This window comes from Lysobacter capsici (assembly GCF_014779555.2).
Classification (GTDB): Bacteria; Pseudomonadota; Gammaproteobacteria; order Xanthomonadales; family Xanthomonadaceae; genus Lysobacter; species Lysobacter capsici.
On record NZ_CP094357.1, the window covers coordinates 1,368,382 to 1,386,304 of the forward strand.

A 17,923-nucleotide genomic window follows, 5' to 3' on the forward strand; every position below is an offset into this window, starting at 1 on the left:
CGACCGGGCGATAACCGGTCCGTGCGTTGGTGCCGATGATTCCTGTCTTGCGAGCCCGCGCGATCCCGCCGCGCTCCGCCTCCCTCGCGGCCTCGTTCACGGTGCTCGACCGAGTGCGATGCGAAGCAAGCTGGAGTTGGCTGACAACGTTGTCAACTTAGGTCGTCATTCTTTGCGCCGCAGTTCACAGAAAGCCCTGGAAGCCCCTGACAACGTGGGTAGTGGATGCCCTGTTTTGCTGCGCCGCAGCGTGCCGCAGCGCGGCAATTTGCCTCAAAACGGACAAACGGATGTCCGAAGGACAAATGTGCGCACAGGCGTGCTGGGCTGGGGGCCGGCCTGGCGCGCTAAGGAGAGCGGGGGCGCGCGCAGGTCTCGCGATGGCGGCTCAGCGTCGGGGCAGGTCCGGTTGCGTCATTGCGTCATTGCGACGCCAAGACGTGGCGAGCGAGCGCGGATCGGCGATCAGTCTCCAGCGATCGCTGCGCGCCGGTTTGATCGCGCTGGAGGCGCTATGCGCGTTTGTCCTCGACATGCACGACGCTCAGTTCGCGGCCATCGAGGTCGCGCTGGGCGCGGCCGGTCAGGCCGATCACGAGTTCGCTCGCTTCGATTTCGCCGTCGTCCTCGACATAAGTGAGCACGTCCGGGTGATGGCAGGTGACGATCCAGCCCGGCAACGGATTCAGGTCGATCACGCTGAAGTCGGCGGCCGGCGAACCTACGTGAACCGGTCCGTATTCGCGCAGGATGTCGCGGGCCTGCGTCGCCAGATCGCCCTCGGGCGCCATCAGGATCACGCAGGTGCCATGCGCGAACAGCACCCAGGATTTTTGTTCGCCGATGATGATGCGGCGCCAGGTGGCCGCTGCTTCGTTCGGGTTTGTCATGAGGTGAAATCCAAGCTGACCGGGCGCGCGAGCGGAATGCGGGTCGAGTTCAATCCATTGCGTCGAGATGAGTGAGCAAGGCCCGGTTGAAGCGCGACGGCGCTTCGACCTGCGGCGAATGGCCGAGGTCTTCGAATTCGACCAGCCTCGCGCCAGGGATTGCCTTGGCGGCGGCGCGTCCGAGCGATGGATACAGGCCCAGCCTTGCCTTGAGCGCATCGTCGGCCAGATCGCGATTGATCGCGGTGCGGTCGCGCTGGCCGATGAACAAAGTGGTCGGCACGCGCAGCCGCGCGAACTCGTGCACCACCGGCTGGGTGAACACCATCTCCGAGGTCAGCGCCTGGTTCCAGGCCACGCGTTCGCGGCCGGGGCCGGCGTACAGGCCGGCGAGCATGCCGACCCATCGGTCGTACTCGGGTTTCCATTGGCCGCTGTAGTACACGTTCTGCTGATATTGCTTGATGGTCGCGAACGAGGTCTTGAGTTCGCGCGCATAGGCCTCGTCGACGCTGCGCCACGGCACGCCGAGCGCCTTCCAGTCTTCCAGGCCGATCGGGTTGACCAGCAGCAGCCGCTGGGTGGCCTGCGGATACATCAGCGCGTAACGCACGGCGAGCATGCCGCCCATCGAGTGGCCGACGATCGCGGCGCGTTCGATGCCCAGCGACGCGAGCAGGGCCTGGGTGTCGGCGGCCAGTTTGTGCAGGCTGTATTGGTGATGCTCGGGCTTGCTGGATTTGCAGAAGCCGATCTGGTCGGGCGCGATCACCCGATAGCCGGCCTCGGTCAAGGCGGCGATTGCCGATTCCCAAGTCGCCGCGCAGAAATTCTTGCCGTGCAGCAGGACCACGCTGCGGCCGTTGGGCTTGGCCGGCCGCACGTCCATGTAGGCCATACGCACCGCTTCGCCCTGCGAGCGGAATTCGCGGTAGGCGACCGGGTAGGGGTAGTCGAAGCCTTGCAACTCCATGCCGTAGCTGGGGTCGGCGGCGGAGACGGCGGCTTGGTTCGCCGCGGGCGTGGCGGCGACGCTCAGCGCCGACAGCAGGGAACACAGGATCGCGGCGGGCAGGCGCATGGTCGTCGGCCGGAGAGAGGGAGCGCTCATCCTAAAGCAGGTGTGCGGGCGGGCGATGCCGGCGCTATAGTCGCAGCGCGCAGTTCCCAGTCACCGCCGCCATGGAGGCCTTCGGATGGAATCGACGATCAAGTGCAGTGTGCTCGCCGCTTGTTTCATGCTCGGTTTGAGCGTCGCGGCGGCCCAGGCCGGCGAACGCCTGCCGGTGTTGGACGAATCGCCCGCGTGCGCGCACCAGAAGCTCGGCGTGGTGACGATCGAAGCCGGCAATCGGGTCACCGAGGTAAGCATGGATCCCAATCCGAGCCCGGTGAATTACGCCCGCGCCTTCGATCGGCTGGCCGAGGCGGCGGCGCAGCAGGGCGGCAATGCGGTGGTGTTGCGGCGGCATCGCGCGACGTACTACACCCGTTCGGGCAAGCGCACGCCCGAGGCGGTGCATGTGCAGCTCAGCGGCGCGGCGATCCGTCTGGAAGGCGACCCGACGGCATGCCGGCTGATCGTGGTCGATCCGCGCGAGTACTCGCACCGGCGCGAGACCGACAAGATCGTGCAGACGACTTCGGATAAGGCGTATCAGTCGGATTGAACGGTCTGATGGATCGGGTCGAGTCGATGGCGTCGTGTCGATTGCTCAGTGGATGCGCCGGCACCTGATCGGCGCACGCATGACCGGAGTGTCGTTCGCGCCATCACGGCCTGAGCCGGCTTTACTTGGCCTGCTCAAAGCGGCCTGCTCAAATCAGATGGCTAACCGGCTCGCCTGAATCGACCAGCCCGATTCCGCCCGCCCGAACCGGCCTCAACCGGTTCGGGCCAGCGCATCAACCTCAGTGCGCCTTGCCGCCCGACTCGCGCAGAGCGCGCACCTGTTTCGCATCCACCGCGCCGGTCTGCCCGCCGTAACGACCGCGCAACCACTGCGCCAGTTCGGCGACCTGGGCATCGTCGAGTTGGTCGCCGAAACCCGGCATGTCCTGCATGCGTTCCAGGCCGGGCAGATCGTGTTCGGGCAGGCCGTCGAGGATCGCGACGATCAGATTGTGCGGATCGGCGTCGCGCAGGCCGCTGTTGCCGAGCAGCGCCGGCGCCACATGCGGCACCCCGGCGCCGTCGCGGCCGTGGCAGCCGGCGCACAACGCGTAATAGCGTTGCCGCGCCGGCGAGGCGTCGTCGCCGGCCGCGGGTTTCGCAACGGCCGCGGCCGCCGCTGGCGTGTCGCCGGTGAGGTAAACCGCCAGCGCATCGAGATCGTCGCCGCGCAGCCGGCTGCTCGACAGATTCACCACTTTGAGCATTTCGTCCGAGGCCACCGCATGCGGGCCGATGCCGGTGGCCAGATAAGCGCGCAGGCCGGCGCGATCCCAGCCGCGCGCGGCCAACGCTTGCGGCGTCAGCGCGGGCGCGGCGAAACGGCCCAGCGCGTTATTGCCGGCCAGCGGACGATCGCGATCGACCTGCCCGAGCACGCCGCGCGGGCTGTGGCATTCGCCGCAGTGGCCGAGCGTTTCGGCCAGGTATTCGCCGCGTTTCCATGCGGCAGATTGCCCTTGCGATGCCGGTCGCGCATCGGCCCCCGCGAACAACCAGTTCCAGGCATGAATGCCGGTGCGGATATTGAACGGGAAGCCCACGCCGTTCTTGCGGTTTTCCTGCTTCACCGCCGGGCGCGTCATCAGATAGGCGTAGATCGCGTCGCTGTCTTCGCGGGTAATCGTCTTGTACGACACGTACGGCATCGCCGGATACAGCTGATGGCCGTCGCGCGCTTCGCCGCGGGTGATCGCGTGGAAGAAGTCGTCGGCGCTGTAGCGGCCGATGCCGGTTTCGGCGTCGGGGGTGATGTTGGTGCCGTGGATGACGCCGAACGGCGAGGCCAGCGGCACGCCGCCGGCGAACGGCGCGCCATCGTCGGCGGTATGGCAGGCGGCGCAGTCGGCCGCGGCCGTCAGGTATTGGCCGCGTTCGATCTGGGCGGGCGTGGTTTGCACTTGCACGGCCGGGCCGCGGTGGTACCAGCGCGCGACCAGCCAATCGACCAGCAGCCACACCAGCGCGATCAGCGCCAGCCAGAACAGCAGGCGCAGCAGCGAACGTTTCCAGCGGCGTCGGCTCATGGCGCCTTCTCCGCGTCATTGCGCTTGGTCGCGCGATCGCTGACCAATCCCGGCGTTTCCAGCACCAGCTGTTTCACCGCCTGGTAATAGCGCACGTATCCGGTGCAGCGGCACAAATGCGGATTGAGCGCCTCGGTGATCGTGTCCTCGACCTGCGCGCTCGCGATCGGCTGCTTGGCCAGGCGTTCCAGCAACACCGTCGTCGCATTGACGAACCCCGGCGTGCAGTAGCCGCACTGGAAACTGAAATGATCCAGAAACGCCTGCTGCACCGGCGACAGTTCGACGATCTTGCCGCTGTCGTCGCGCTTGGCATGGCCTTCGACGGTACGGATGCGCTTGCCGTTGAAGTAATGCGCGCCGGTGATGCAACTGCGCACCTCGCGCGGGCCGTGTTCGTCGTCGACGATCACCGTGCAGGCGCGGCATACGCCCTGGCCGCAGCCGAAGCGGGTGCCGGTCAGGCCCAGGTATTCGTGCAGCACGTCGACCAGCATCATGTCCTCGGGCACCTCGACCGGCGCCTGCGCGCGGCCGTTGATGTGCAAGGTCAGCGGACGGGTGCGGATGCTCGGGCTGCTCATGCGCGCGCCTCCTGGTCGGTTTCGGTCATGGACGTGGCGTGCGGCGGCTGTGTTTTCGAGGCTTCGGCCCGCGCATGGGCGGCGAGGATCTTGTCCGCGGTGATCGGCAGTTCGCGCAGGCGCAGCCCGGTCGCGTGCGCGATCGCGTTGGCGATCGCCGGCACGATCGGGATCATCACCACTTCGGCCATGCCCTTGGGCGCATCGGTCGGCGACAGCGGCGGCAGCACCTCGCCGGTCTGGCGCCACACCGCGACGTCGCGCGCGCGCGGCAGGGTGTAGCGGTTGAAATTCCAGGTGCCGTCGCCGGGACCGCCTTCGTACAGCGGCAGGAATTCGTGCAGCGCGTGGCCGATGCCCATGGCCACGCCGCCCTGCAGCTGGCTCGACACCAGTTCGGGCACGATCTGGTTGCCGCATTCGAGAATCGAATGATGATTGAGCAAGTCGACATGCCCCGTGGCGATGTCGACCGCGACCTCGGCGATGGTGCCGATCGCGCTGTAGTAGACGACACCGGCGTTGTTGCGCTGCACCGGCGGATAGAACACCCGCGTGCGTTCGACGATGCGGTAACCGTTCGCGGTCGGCGTGCCCAGCCCGTCGGCGCTGCCGTCGCCCCAGCGCAGGGCGAGGCCGTCGAGCGGCAGGCGCGGATCGTCGCGCAACGGGAACTCGGCTTCGGTCCACTGCCAGCGATTGAAGTAATGCACCACCGCGCCGGTGGCCAGGCCCAGTTCGTAGGCTTTCGCCGCGAGTTGCCGCAGGCTCAAGGGCTGCAATCCGGCCGCGCTGAGCTTGCCTTCGACCCAGCGCGCGTCCTCGCGCCGCGCCACCAGCGGCGCCAACTGGCCGCCGCCGAAACCCTGGCTCCATAGCGCCTGCGCGGCCGGCCACAGGCCCTGGGTGAACAGCAGGCGCGCGGCTTCGCGGCTGGCGTGGCTGAAGAAATAAGACGAATTGCTGGCGCTGCTCGGGCTGGCGTAGTTCGGCGTCCAGCGCGGATTGCCGACGTGCGCGTCCTGGGTGGCCTGCGACATCAGCCACGGGTCGTCGGTGGCGACCATCGGCAATTCCGGCCATTGGGTTTCGCCGGTCAGTACCTCGTCGGCCGGGCGGCCGAGCCATTGCGCGCACACCGCCGCCTGACTGGTGGCCATGCCGGTGCCCATCTCGATGCCGGTGTGGCGCAGCGCGATGCGGCCGTCGCGGCTGAGCGCGACTTCGGCGAAGGCGGACTCGCCGCCGGTGCCGTAATCCTTCTGCACGCAACCGAAGCCCACGCCGTAGCGCTTGCCCGGATGCGCGGCGTCGTACTCGGCCTTGCGCTTCGCGCGCTGCGTCCACAGCGGATGCTCGCGCGATTTCTTCAGCACTTCGTCGGCGCGCTGCAGGCCGGCCGGAATCGCGCCCTGGGTGTTCTTCATCCCGGTCGCGAACACGTTGCGCAGGCGCAGTTCGATCGGGTCGAGCTTGAGTTCGGCGGCGATCTCGTCGATCAGCATCTCGGTCGCGCCCATGCTCTGCAAGGTGCCGTAGCCGCGCGCGGAACCGGCGTCGAGCGCGCGCGAGGCGATCACGGTGCTGCTCAGATCGCTGCGCGGGAAGTAATAGATCGACTGCGCCGCGGTCGCCGCGACCAGACACACCGACGGCGAGAAATTCATCCGCCCGCCGCCGTCGCCGAGCATGCGTCCCTGCAACACTTCGAAGCGGCCGCTGGCGCGATCGAGCTTGAGCCGATAGTGCATGCGGAAGCTGTGGCGCTTGAGGCTGGACTGGAACTGCTCGTAACGATCGTTAGCCAGCCGCACCGGCCGGCCGCCGCCGTACAACGCCGCCATCAGCACCACGAACGGAAACGCGTTGTGGTCCTTGGAGCCGTAGCCGACCGTGTAGCACGGATGCAGCACCAGCCGTTTCACGCCGAACTTGGTGGCCGCGAGCATGCGCGGGCCGTCCTCGGCGATCTCGTTCGGCGACTGGGTCGCGCTGACCAGGTGCAGGGTGCCGGTGGCGGCATCGAACCAACCGTTGCCGTTGTCCAGCTCCATCGCCGCGGTGTCGATCGATTGCGAAAAATACTCGCGTTCGAACACCAGCTTGCCGTCGCCGGGGCGATCGAGTTCGGCCGCCATCGCATCCGCGTGGGCGATGCCCTGCGCGTCGAGCTTGCCGCCGGCATCGCCGGTGACCCACTGCGGGTTGTGCTTCTTGTAGCCGCTGGGGAACAGCACCGTGTCCTTGTAGCTCGAGTACGCGTCGTCGTCGAACGCGCTGGCGCCGCCGACCCGCACGTAGCGGAACGTCGCCCACGGATCGCGTTCGACCGGCCCGGTCTGCGCGCCCCAGCGGATCAGTTCGTCGCGGAACTTGAGCCGGCTCTTGGCCGCGCGGAAGCGGGCGAAATCGTTCCAGATCAGCAGCGCCACCGCCTGGCCGAGGTAGGCCGGGGTCTTGCCTTCGGGCAGCAGCAGGTCCTCGCCGTAGAAGGGCGGAAACGCGACCCCGTCGCGGGCCAGGTCGGCGGCGGTGACGGTGCGGTCGGGTTGCAGGTCGGCCGGCAGCGAGGACAGGTCGAAGCCCTGGTAGACCCGGTCGGCCTGGGTCAGGCGCAGCAGCATCGCGTGGGCCTGTTCGCGCGGCCAACCGGGCAGGTCGTGCGCGCGCATGTCGTAGCTGAAGAGTTTTTCGCCGGTGACCTTGGCGGTGGCGTCGGTGCGGTAGCGGATGCGGCCGGTGGCCGGGTCCCAGGGCATCGGCCGCAGGCGTTCTTTTTCGAACAAGGCCGCGAGCGCGGCGTTGCCGGGGGCGGCGACGTAGACCGTAATGCCGGCGACCACGCTGCATTTGAGGAAGTCGCGACGGCTCAAGCGGGCTGGCATGGGCGGGTGGCTCCGGCTGGCTCTGCCCGATAGTAGGCCCATCCGGCCTGGGAAAACACGGTGAAATTCGCGCCCCGCGGCGGCGGTGTGGTCTGGCTGTGCCGGCGGTGGCCGCGCGGAGCGAATCGGATCGTTTTATCGGCGACGGGTTGGTCGCAGCATGTCGTCGCGATCGCATCGGAACTGCGTCCCTCCGGATCGGAAAGCGGGGGCCGCGCGCCCCAACCCGCGCAAGATCAGCGGGCGTTCGCCGGCGGGTCGCTTGCGGTCGACGGCCAGGCCTCGTCGCACCACTGTCCTATCGCGGATGCGGCTTGGCTGGGGCAGGCTTGCAGGATGAAGTGCGGCGCGTCGATCTCGACGCATCGCATGCGCGGCCGCGCATGCTGGATCGTCGACAGACTGTCGGCGCCGACCAGGCGGTCGCGGGTCGCGCGCAGGTACAGCATCGGCAGATCGATCTCGCGCAGCGCGGCGGTCGCGTCGACCGTGCGGACCGCATCGAGCCGATGCGCGAGCACCGCGGGCCGCACCTCGTTCAATGTCGCCGCGATGCGCGCGCGCCATCGCGAATCCGACCAGCGGCCGAGCATCATCTGCGCGATCAGCGCGACGCGAATGCGCGACACCGGCAAGGTTGTCGCCCAGCGCGGCAACCTCGCCGCGAACCAGGGCGACCACGGCGGCCGGGGCGAACGCGCGAACGAGGCGCACAACGCCAATCCGGCCAGGTTCGGCGGCCGTTGCGCGGCCAGCGCGATCGCCACCAGCCCGGAGAAGGATTCGCCGAGCAGCAGATAGGGCCGGTCGGTCGGCAATCGCGGATGCACGAAGGCCGTGAGTTCGGCGTAACCCAGCGCGCGATCGCGCGGGTAGGCGATGACCTCGGCGTCGAAGCGCGGCGCCATCGCCGCGATGAAGTCGTCCAGCAAGGCGCCGATGCCGTCCATGCCGGGCAGGACGAGGCAGCGCATCGGTCAGCGCCGCCGCGCCGTGCGGCCGCGTCGGGTTGCGATGGGCGCTGCCTCGCTGCCGTCGTCTTGCAGCAGGCGAGCGCCCAGCCGATCGAGCGTCTTGAGCATCGTCGTGCGATGCCTCGCCAGCTTCATCCATGTCGGCAGACGCGAAATCATCGAACCGTTGCCGGCCTGACGCGTGCGTTCGCGCTGAGTCGCGGCGATGTAGCGACGCAGCTCCTGCAGATGCCGCGCGTTGTAGGCCCAGGCCAGGCCGTGGCGGGTAGGCTCGATCAGGCGCAGCGGCAGGCCCAGGTACGGGTCGCGCGGTTCGTTACCGCGATGACGGTGCACGCTGGTGTCCACTTGACTGTCGCGCGCGCAGATCGGGCAGCGCGCCGCCAGTCGCGGCGGGGCCGACGCCGGCATGTGTTCGTAAATACGGTTCACGCTCAGCCATTGGTAGCCGCAGTAGCCGCAAGGACGCCGGCCTTGCAAGCGCACCGGGCCGAACCAATCGTTTTGCGCCGCTGGCGTTCCGCAACGCAACTCGCCGGCCGCATGCAGACCGCAGCCGGCGCAGGCGAAACGAATGTCCCTGCGGCCGTTTTCATACGGCGCGCGCACCAGACCGGGACGCGCGCAACGCGGACAGCGCACCTCGATCAGGTCGGCGTAGCGCCACAATCCATGGCCGTCGTCGATGTGGCGAAGCGCAGCGTCCATGCAGGAGGTTCGCTCAGCACTCGATGACGTTGACCGCCAGGCCGCCGCGCGAGGTTTCCTTGTACTTGTCCTGCATGTCGCGGCCGGTGTCGCGCATGGTCTTGATCACCTTGTCCAGGCTGACCTTGTGCTTGCCGTCGCCGCGCATCGCCATGCGGTAGGCGTTGATCGCCTTGACCGCGCCCATCGCGTTGCGCTCGATGCAGGGGATCTGCACCAGGCCGCCGATCGGGTCGCAGGTCAGGCCGAGGTTGTGTTCCATGCCGATCTCGGCGGCGTTCTCGATCTGGCTGGTGCTGCCGCCGAGCGCGGCGACCAGGCCAGCCGCCGCCATCGAACAGGCCACGCCGACTTCGCCCTGGCAGCCGACTTCGGCGCCGCTGATCGAGGCGTTTTCCTTGTACAGGATGCCGACCGCGGCCGCGGTCAGCAGGAAGTTGCGCACGCCCTGCAGATTGGCGCCGGGGCAGAAGCGGTCGTAGTAATGCAGCACCGAGGGAATGATGCCGGCCGCGCCATTGGTCGGCGCGGTGACCACGCGGCCGCCGGCGGCGTTTTCTTCGTTGACCGCGAGCGCGTACAGATTGACCCAGTCGAGCACGGTCAGCGGATCGCGCATCGCCGCCTCGGGCTTGGTCGACAGCTCGGCGAACAAGGCCGGCGCGCGCCGCGACACGTGCAGGCCGCCGGGCAGGGTGCCGGTTTCGCGGATGCCGCGCGCCACGCAGGCCTGCATCGCGTTCCAGATTTCGTCCAAGCCGGCGTTGATCTGCTCGTCGCTGCGCCACACGCGCTCGTTGGCCATCATCATTTCGGCGATGGTCAGGCCGCTGCTGGCGGCCTGCGCGAGCAACTGGTCGCCGGAATGGAACGGATACGGCTGATCGGTGGTGTCGGCGACGATGCGGTCTTCGGCCGCTTCGTCCTGGTTGACCACGAAGCCGCCGCCGACCGAGTAGTAGTCGCGGGTGGCGATCACGTTGCCGTCGGCGTCGAACGCGGTGAAGCGCATGCCGTTGGTGTGGAACGGCAGTTTCTGCCGCTTGTTCATGATCAGGTCGTGCTTCTCGTCGAAGCCGATCTCGTGGCGGCCGAACAGGTTGATGCGCTTGCTCTTGCGGATGCGTTCGAGCGCGGCCGGGATGATGTCGGGATCGATCTGGTTCGGCCAATGGCCTTCCAGGCCCATCAGCACCGCCTTGTCGGTGCCGTGGCCGCGCCCGGTCAGGGCCAGCGAGCCGAACACCTCGGCGCGCACGCGCGCGGTGCGGGCGAGGTCGGCGCCGGGTTCGCCGCTGCCGCAGCCTTCGATCAGCCAGCGCTCGATGAAGCGCGCGGCGGCGCGCATCGGGCCGACGGTGTGCGAGGAACTCGGGCCGATGCCGATCTTGAACAGGTCGAAACTGCTGACTGCCACGGGCTTGCTGCTCCAACGAAGGGGGTCGGGCGTTGCTGGCGTGCCGCGCGGACCGGCGCACTGGTCCGGGCCGCGGGGGCGTTGAGCGGCGTATTCTACGCGCGCCCTGCCGCGGCGAGTGCTGCGCCGTTCACGCGCGCCGTATCGACGGCGGCGGGTTTTCCCGCCATACCGCAGCGAATTGACGATGAGCCCGAGCCGGACTGTGCTGACTTTGTTCCAACGCGACGACTGCCATCTGTGCGACCTGGCGCTGGCGGTGCTGGCGCATGCGCGGGCGCCGGAGTTCGACAGTGTGTTCATCGATGACGATGAGGCGCTGGAGGCGCGCTATGGGGAGCGGGTGCCGGTGTTGCGCGACGAGGGGCGCGGGGTGGAGCTGGATTGGCCGTTCGATGCGGGGCGGGTGATCGATTGGTTGGGCGCGCCCGGGCGCGACTGAGCATTGTGGCGGATGCCCCCTGTAGGAGCGGCGTGAGCCGCGACCGCGCCATGACGACCACCTCGCAAGCTGCACCGTAGTTGCATTGCCGCGGTCGCGGCTCGCGCCGCTCCTACAGGTAGCCATGCCGCTTTCGCTCGGGCCTGAAGTCACGCAGTTCACCCAGCGCTGCGACGCTTGGAACTCGCGAGAACAAAAGCACACCCGAAGGGCGGCGCACATGGATGTGCGCCGTGCGCCACCGGGACAGGATGTCCCGTGTGGCGCATGCCTGCGTCTGCTCCGAGCTTGCGGGCACTTGATTCAAAGAAAAGCGTTTTTCTTTGGTTACCTTTCTTTTGTCGCTTTTGACAAAAGAAAGTAACTCGGCCGCTTGCGGACGAAAGCTGTTGATCTTGCCTCTGGCTTCAAAAGCTTCAAAGCTTCAAAGCTTCAAAGCTTTGAAGATTTGAAGCCTTTAAAGCTGCAAGCAGGATCAAAAGCGTTCCGCCGCTAAAGCGGCGGGTCACTTTCTTTTGTCTAAAGCAACAAAAGAAAGGTAACCAAAGAAAAATGCTTTTTTGTGAATCAAGAGCCCGCGCGATCGGTGCAGGCGCAGGCATGCGCCACACGGGACATCCATGTCCCGGTGGCGCACGGCGTGCATCCTGCACGCCGCCCTTCGGGTGTGCTGTTGCTAACGCGAGTTCCAAGCCTCGCAGCGCTGGTAGTGACGACTGAAACGAGGCAAAAACCACAGGGCCTGCCTGTAGGAGCGGCGCGAGCCGCGACCGCGTCATTACAACAACGGCGCCAGCCACGATATGGGCCGATCAGGTCGCGAAGATCATCGCGGTAACGGTGCGCGACCGGCGCCACTGCGAAACAGCGCGTCGCCGTGGATGAAACATCGGTGGACCCGCCACCCGCCACCCGCGGCGCGCCATCGCGGCGCGCCGCGTCGATACGCTTACTTCGCCGGCGCGAACACGACCTTCGTGCTTACCGCCACTTCGTTCGGAATGATCGAGGTGTCGGCCCACTCGCCGGCGCCCACGCCGAAGTCCAGGCGCTTGACCGTGGCCTTGCCGGTCAGCACCGGCTTGTCGCCGGGGGTCCAGGTGAAGGTCAAGGTCACCGGCTTGCTCGCGCCGCGCAGGTTCAGGCTGCCGTCGGCGGCGTAGTTGTTGCCGCCCAGGCTGCGGAACTTGGTCGCGGTGAAACGCGCCTGCGGGAATTTGGCGATGCTGAAGAAATCCGCGCCCTTGAGGGTGTCGTCGCGCTCGGCGTTCTTGGTGTTGGCGCCGGCCAGCGGGATCACCACGTCGAGCTTGGAGGTGTCCACACGCGCCGGGTCGAAGCTCAGGCGCGCGGTGAAGCCGGGGAAATTGCCGGCGAACACTTCGCCCTGGTACTTGGTGGCGAAGGTCAGGGTCGAGCCGGTCTGCTGCACGTAGTCGGCGGCGAATGCGGGCGCGGCGACGGCAAACAGGGCGGCGGCCAGGGCGAGGGATTTAATCTGCATTGCGATGCTCCGGAGAGGGGGAGGCGGGAGGAGACGGTTCGGGCAGCACCTGCGCGACGGTGACGTCGCGGATCGCGCGGAAGGTCCGGCGTCCGCCCGGCAACATGCGGTTGAGAGTGTCGTCGTGCTGGAACAGGTGGTGATAGAACGCGGCCCCCGCATGCGCGACGACCAGCGCCAGCAGCAGCCAGAAGCCGTATTCGTGGACCTGGTGGCTCAGCAGCGCGAGGTCTTCGCCGCGCGGGGCGATCTTGGGCAGGTTGAACAGGCCGAAGTACTGCAGCGGGTAGCCCGAGGACGAATTGAACACCCAGCCGGAAATCGGCAGGGCGAACATCAGGACGTACAAGGCCCAATGGGTCAGCGAGGCGATGCGTTCCTGCCAGTGCGGGGTGCCTTCCACCGGCTTGGGCGCGCCGGCGTAGATCCGCCACAGCAGGCGCAGCACGACCAGGGTCAGCAGGGTCAGGCCGAGCGATTTGTGCAGGGCGTAGATCTTGATCTTCGACGGGCCGTTGCTCATGTCGGTCATGGTGAGGCCGATCACGGCGATGGTCGCGATCAGCAGCACGACCAGCCAATGCAGCGATTGGCTGACGGCGCCCCATCGGTCGGCGGTGTTCTTGAGTGTCATCGGCTGGGCTCCGGTTGGGGCTTGGCTGCGCCGGGGTCGGCGGGTTGGGGCGTGCTGGGTTCGGCGTCGGCGGGCGGGGTGTCGCCGGCGTCGTCCGCGGGCGCGGCGCCGGCCGCGGCTGGTGTGGCGCCGACGTATTTGTCGCGCACCGCTTCGGCTTCGATGCGCAGTTCGACTTCGTCGCCGATCACCGATTTCCATGCGTCGATGCCGAACTGCGCGCGGCTCAGGCGCGCGGTCGCGGAGAAGCCGGCGGTGCGGTGGAACGGCGGCAGCGGATGGCGCTTGAGCTGGTTGAGCTTGACGTCCATGCACAAGGGCTTGGTGACGCCGTGCAGGGTCAGTTGGCCGCAGACCTCGGCGCGGTCGGGATCGCCGGCGACCGGCTGGGTGCGTTCGGACACGAAACGCGCGAGCGGATAGCGCTTGCCGTCGAGCAGGTTGGCCGCGAGCGTGGCCTTGTTCCATTTCGCGTCGCCCAGGTCGAGCCGGGTCAGCGGCACCTGCACGTCCAGCTGCGCGCTGCGCCAGTCGTCGCGATCGAAGCGCAGGGTGCCGGCGCTGCCGGACACGGTGCCGAGCGCCTGCGAGAAACCGGCATGGGAAATCGCGAACATCACCCGGGTATGCACCGGGTCGAAACCGTAGGTCGCCAGCTCCGCGGCGGCCGCCGCCGACGGCAGGGCCGCGAGCACGGTCAGGGCGATGGCGCGGCGGCGGATGGCGGACATGGCGGCTCCTGCAAGGTCCGGGGATTCTAGGCACAGCCGGGTAAGGCCGTGTCGAGTCGTGCGCAACGGTCCGTTTCGGACGGCCGGTCGGCGGCTCGATCGACTGGGCCATCGCCTGGGCGACCGAGCATGGGCTCGGGCGACGGCCGGCATGGCACCGAATATACGTATTTGCTTCGCGCGGCCCGATCGTCGAGCCTAATGCCTTGGGGACATGGACTGCGCGCGCCCGGCAAAACTGTCAGGCGGGCGTCAGTGCGGGGTCAGGTCACTGTCAGGATAGAGTCATCGGCCGCCAGGACGGTGCGTCGGGGGAGAGGAAAGCCGGATGCTGCGATCGCTGTTATGCGCCTGCCTGGGCCTGTGCGCCGCCTTCGCGGCCACCGGCGCCGTGCCCGAGGCGCCGCGCGCGCGCATCATCGGCGTGGCCGACGGGCTGCCGTCGAGCAAGGTCAACGGCATGGCTTTCGACCATGCCGGCTATCTGTGGCTGGCCACCACCGACGGCCTGGCGCGCTACGACGGCATCGGCATGAAGGTGTGGCGGCACACGCCCGGCGATCCGGGTTCGCTGCCCGGCAACGACCTGACCCTGGTCACGGTCGACGACCGCGACCGCATCTGGGTCTCGGCCGAGGGCCGCGGCCTGAGCATGATGGACGCGCGCCGCGCCGGTTTCGTGCATTACCGCCGCGCCGAGCAGCCGCGGATCGGCAGCGACGACACCTTCGCCGTCGCCAGCCGCAACGGCGAGGTCTGGTTCGGCACTTACGGCGGCGGCCTGCACCGGCTCGACCGCAACGGCCGCATCCACCGCTACATGCCCAAGGACGGCGACCCGCACAGCCTGCCGTCGCCGACCGTGCTGTCGCTGAGCTTCGACGACCACGGCGACCTGTGGATCGGCACCTTCAAGGGCCTGGCGCGCTGGACCGGCAACGATTTCGAACGCATCGCCGTGCCCGGCCCGGACCCGACCCCGTGGGTGATGTCGGTTACGCCGGTCGGCGATCAACTGTGGGTCGGCGCCAAGACCGGCCTGTACCGGCGCGAGCGCGACGGCCGCTGGACCGATCCGGACTACTCGGTGATGTTCGGCAATCTCAACGCGGTGCTGACCCTGGCGCCGGACCGCGACGGCAATTTCTGGCTCGGCACCCAGCGCAGCATCTGGCGCGCGGCGCCGGGCGCGGTGCCGTTGCCGGTGGCGCTCGGGCCGTCGCGACCGGCGCGTCCGGTGCAGCAGATCGTCGGCCAGGACGACGGTTCGTTCTGGTTCCCGCTGGCCGGCGTCGGCGTGGGCTATCTGCGTTCGGACTGGCGCCGCATCGCCCAGTACTCGCGCGAGCGCGGCACCTTGTCGAGCGAGCTGTACACCGCGGTGACGCCGTCCTCGCGCGGCGGCTTCTGGCTGATCGGCGCGCGCGGCGAGATCGAGCGGCTGGGCCTGGACGGCGTGGTCGAACCGGTCACCGACGGCCCGCACGACGCGATGGGCAAGGGCGGCATTCCCAATGCCGCGGTCGAGGACCGCAAGGGCCGGCTGTGGATCGCGACCAGCCGCAATAATCTGGTGCGGATCGATCCGTCGGGGATCTGGCGCGACTGGACCGTCGACACGCCCGAACCGGTGCTCGGCGGCGAGCCCGACCGGATGGTGATCGCGCCCGACGGCACGTTGTGGATTTCCTACCTCACCCAAGGCCTGCAACAGCGCGACACCGACAGCGGTCAGGTGCTGGCTTCGATCCTGGTCGGCAGCCAGCAGGGCATCGGCAGCGGCGATCTGGATTCGATGGCGTTCGCGCCCGACGGCGTGCTGTGGATCGCCTCCGGCCAGGGCCTGCTGCGCCGCGACGCGGCCGGCAACATCATGCGCCCGGTGCCCGGACTGCCGGCCGACCGGGTATTCGGTTTCGTGTTCGAAAGCGCGTCCAGCCTGTGGCTGCAGCGCTTGAACGGGCTGGAGCACTACACCCTCGACAGCCGCGGCCGCTGGCAGCTGGAATCGCGCGCCGGGGTCGAGGACGGCATTCCCGCGGTCGAAGGCACCGGCCTGTTTCGCGATCGCGGCGGCAAGATCTGGTTGCCGACCTCGCGCGGCCTGTTCCGCTGGGACCCGCTGCGCCGGCACCTGCGCCGCTTCGGCGTGCAAGACGGCATGAGCAGCCAGGAATTCCTGCGCCGCACCTCGGTGCTGACCCGCGACGGCGTGCTGGCCGCATCGTTGTCCGACGGCAGCGTGGTGTTGATCGACACCGCCTTGCCCGATCCGCCGCCGCGCCAGCCGCGCCTGCAATGGCATCAGCTCGACGTGCGCCGGCATGGGCGCTGGGTGCCGCTGCCGTTGCAGAACCCGGCGCGCGCGTCTGGCTCCGAGCGCGCCTCGCGCTACGAATCGATGCCGTCGCTGGCGCCGGACGATCGCGAGATGCGCGTGCAGATGCGCCTGCTGTCGTTCGACGATCCGCAGGGCAATCGCTATTACACCCGCCTGGACGGTTACGACAACGACTGGGTCTCGGTCGGCGAAACCGGCGAGCGCATCTTCGCCGGACTGCCGTCGGGCAATTACCTGCTGCATGCGCGCGCGGTCGACGCCAACGGCAACGTCGCCGAGGAACGCACGCTCGAATTCAACGTGCGCCCGCCGTGGTGGCGCACGCCGCCGGCGTTGGCGGCGTTGATCGGACTGATCGCGCTGGCGGTGTGGTCGGGCGCGGCGGCGTGGCGCCGCAGGCTCAAGCGGCGCTTGTCGTGGCAACGCGCCGAACACGAGCGCGAGGTGGCCAAGCAGGCGTCGTTGGCGAAGACGCGGTTTTTGGCGACGCTCGGGCATGAGGTGCGCACGCCGATGACGGGTGTGTTGGGGATGAGCGAGTTGTTGCTCGACACGCAACTGGACGAAAGGCAGCGCGGCTATACGCAATCCATTCGACGAGCTGGCGAACATTTGCTGCGGCTAGTCAACGATGCGCTGGATCTGGCGCGGATCGAGTCGGGCAAGCTGGAACTCGCCGACGAAGCCTTCGATCTGCGCGCGCTGGTCGATCAGGCCGCCGAGTTGATGCGGCCGCTGGCGCAGCAGCGCGGCTTGAGCTTCGAGGTCAAGGTCGCCGCGAGCGCGCCGCAGGGCCTGCGCGGCGATCCGAGCCGGGTTTGCCAGGTGCTGATGAACCTGCTGGGCAACGCGATCAAGTTCACCGAAGTCGGGCGGGTCGGGCTGGTGGTCGAGGCGCTGTCGCCGCGGGGCGTGCGTTTCGAAGTGGCCGACACCGGGCCGGGCTTGAACGAAGAACAGAAGGCGCGGCTGTTCCGCCGCTTCGAACAGGCCGAAGGCGCGCGCACCGCGGCGCGTTACGGCGGCAGCGGGTTGGGGCTGGCGATCTGCCAGGAACTGGCCGCGGCGATGGAAGGGCAGATCGCGGTGTACAGCGAGCCGGGGCAGGGGGCGCGGTTCGTGTTCGATTTGCCGTTGGCTGAGGTGGAACCGCCGCGGGTGGTCGGGAATTCAACGCCGGAGCCTTCTTTGCGTGGCTTGCAGGTGGGGCCGTTGGCTTTGCTTTTGGTCGAAGACGATCCGACCGTCGCCGAGGTGATCGCCGGTCTGCTGCGCGTGCAGGGCCATCGCGTGACTCATGTCGCCAACGGTCTGGCGGCGCTGGCCGAAGTGGCGACCGCGAATTTCGATCTGGCCTTGCTCGATCTCGATCTGCCCGGCATCAACGGGCTCGATCTCGCGCGCCAGTTCCGCGCCCAGGGCTTCGCCCAGCCGCTGATCGCGGTGACCGCGCGCGCCGATGCCGACGCCGAACCGCAGGCCAGCGCGGCCGGTTTCGACCGCTTCCTGCGCAAACCGGTGACCGGCGCGATGCTGGCCGATGCCTTGCGCGCGGTGTTGCAGCCGAGCGCGGAGCCGGCGGCCGACGAATAAGCCGGCGCGGCGATTCGATCGT

Annotated in this window: 14 protein-coding genes and 1 pseudogene; 3 read left to right on the plus strand and 12 right to left on the minus strand. The window is 68.2% G+C overall.

What is annotated here, in order from left to right; genetic code table 11:
- Positions 1-512: 512 nt before the first annotated feature.
- Positions 513-890: a hypothetical protein gene (locus tag IEQ11_RS05505; RefSeq protein WP_191823590.1), complete on the minus strand. Its 378-nt coding sequence runs from the start codon at positions 888-890 to the stop codon at positions 513-515.
- Positions 891-939: 49 nt separating this feature from the next.
- Positions 940-1,971: an alpha/beta fold hydrolase gene (locus IEQ11_RS05510; protein ID WP_191823589.1), complete on the minus strand. Its 1,032-nt coding sequence runs from the start codon at positions 1,969-1,971 to the stop codon at positions 940-942.
- 115 nt (positions 1,972-2,086) lie between these two features.
- Here IEQ11_RS05510 and IEQ11_RS05515 point away from each other — a divergent pair, with 115 nt between their 5' ends.
- A complete protein-coding gene (locus IEQ11_RS05515) occupies positions 2,087-2,560 on the plus strand; it encodes a hypothetical protein (RefSeq protein WP_191823588.1) in 474 nt (157 codons plus the stop codon).
- 241 nt (positions 2,561-2,801) lie between these two features.
- Here IEQ11_RS05515 and IEQ11_RS05520 read toward each other — a convergent pair whose 3' ends face one another.
- The 6 genes from IEQ11_RS05520 to IEQ11_RS05545 form a co-directional block, all read right to left on the minus strand.
- Positions 2,802-4,088, minus strand: a complete 1,287-nt coding sequence (locus tag IEQ11_RS05520) for a cytochrome c (RefSeq protein WP_191823587.1) — start codon at positions 4,086-4,088, stop codon at positions 2,802-2,804.
- Positions 4,085-4,672 (minus strand): (2Fe-2S)-binding protein, encoded by a 588-nt coding sequence (locus IEQ11_RS05525; RefSeq protein WP_191823586.1) that lies wholly within the window; start codon positions 4,670-4,672, stop codon positions 4,085-4,087. The genes IEQ11_RS05520 and IEQ11_RS05525 overlap by 4 nt, the downstream gene beginning before the upstream one ends.
- Positions 4,669-7,557, minus strand: coding sequence for a xanthine dehydrogenase family protein molybdopterin-binding subunit (locus tag IEQ11_RS05530; protein ID WP_191823585.1), 2,889 nt, complete (start codon positions 7,555-7,557; stop codon positions 4,669-4,671). The genes IEQ11_RS05525 and IEQ11_RS05530 overlap by 4 nt, the downstream gene beginning before the upstream one ends.
- Positions 7,558-7,793: 236 nt before the next feature.
- Positions 7,794-8,531 (minus strand): alpha/beta fold hydrolase, encoded by a 738-nt coding sequence (locus IEQ11_RS05535; RefSeq protein ID WP_191823584.1) that lies wholly within the window; start codon positions 8,529-8,531, stop codon positions 7,794-7,796.
- A gap of 3 nt (positions 8,532-8,534) precedes the next feature.
- Entirely contained in the window at positions 8,535-9,239 is a 705-nt protein-coding gene (locus IEQ11_RS05540) for a hypothetical protein (protein ID WP_228465019.1), read from the minus strand.
- Positions 9,240-9,252: 13 nt separating this feature from the next.
- Positions 9,253-10,656 (minus strand): L-serine ammonia-lyase, encoded by a 1,404-nt coding sequence (locus tag IEQ11_RS05545; protein ID WP_046655724.1) that lies wholly within the window; start codon positions 10,654-10,656, stop codon positions 9,253-9,255.
- A 205-nt stretch (positions 10,657-10,861) separates the two neighbouring features.
- Between IEQ11_RS05545 and IEQ11_RS05550 the strand changes: the two genes are divergently transcribed.
- Entirely contained in the window at positions 10,862-11,098 is a 237-nt protein-coding gene (locus IEQ11_RS05550; RefSeq protein ID WP_191823583.1) for a glutaredoxin family protein, read from the plus strand.
- Between the two features lie 416 nt (positions 11,099-11,514).
- Here the strand turns inward: IEQ11_RS05550 and IEQ11_RS05555 are convergent, their stop codons facing one another.
- The 4 genes and pseudogenes from IEQ11_RS05555 to IEQ11_RS05570 all read right to left on the minus strand — a co-directional run bounded on the left by IEQ11_RS05555 (position 11,515) and on the right by IEQ11_RS05570 (position 13,967).
- The gene (locus IEQ11_RS05555) at positions 11,515-11,709 is read right to left on the minus strand and encodes a hypothetical protein (protein WP_247024729.1); all 195 of its coding nucleotides are present in this window, start codon (positions 11,707-11,709) and stop codon (positions 11,515-11,517) included.
- 338 nt (positions 11,710-12,047) lie between these two features.
- Positions 12,048-12,602: a YceI family protein gene (locus IEQ11_RS05560; RefSeq protein WP_191823507.1), complete on the minus strand. Its 555-nt coding sequence runs from the start codon at positions 12,600-12,602 to the stop codon at positions 12,048-12,050.
- A 91-nt stretch (positions 12,603-12,693) separates the two neighbouring features.
- Positions 12,694-13,236 (minus strand): annotated as a pseudogene (locus tag IEQ11_RS05565) (cytochrome b); the annotation flags it as partial.
- Positions 13,233-13,967, minus strand: coding sequence for a YceI family protein (locus tag IEQ11_RS05570; RefSeq protein WP_191823505.1), 735 nt, complete (start codon positions 13,965-13,967; stop codon positions 13,233-13,235). The gene IEQ11_RS05570 and the pseudogene IEQ11_RS05565, both read right to left, overlap by 4 nt.
- A 328-nt stretch (positions 13,968-14,295) precedes the next feature.
- Between IEQ11_RS05570 and IEQ11_RS05575 the strand changes: the two genes are divergently transcribed.
- Positions 14,296-17,901, plus strand: coding sequence for a hybrid sensor histidine kinase/response regulator (locus tag IEQ11_RS05575; protein ID WP_191823504.1), 3,606 nt, complete (start codon positions 14,296-14,298; stop codon positions 17,899-17,901).
- The last annotated feature ends 22 nt before the right edge of the window (positions 17,902-17,923 follow it).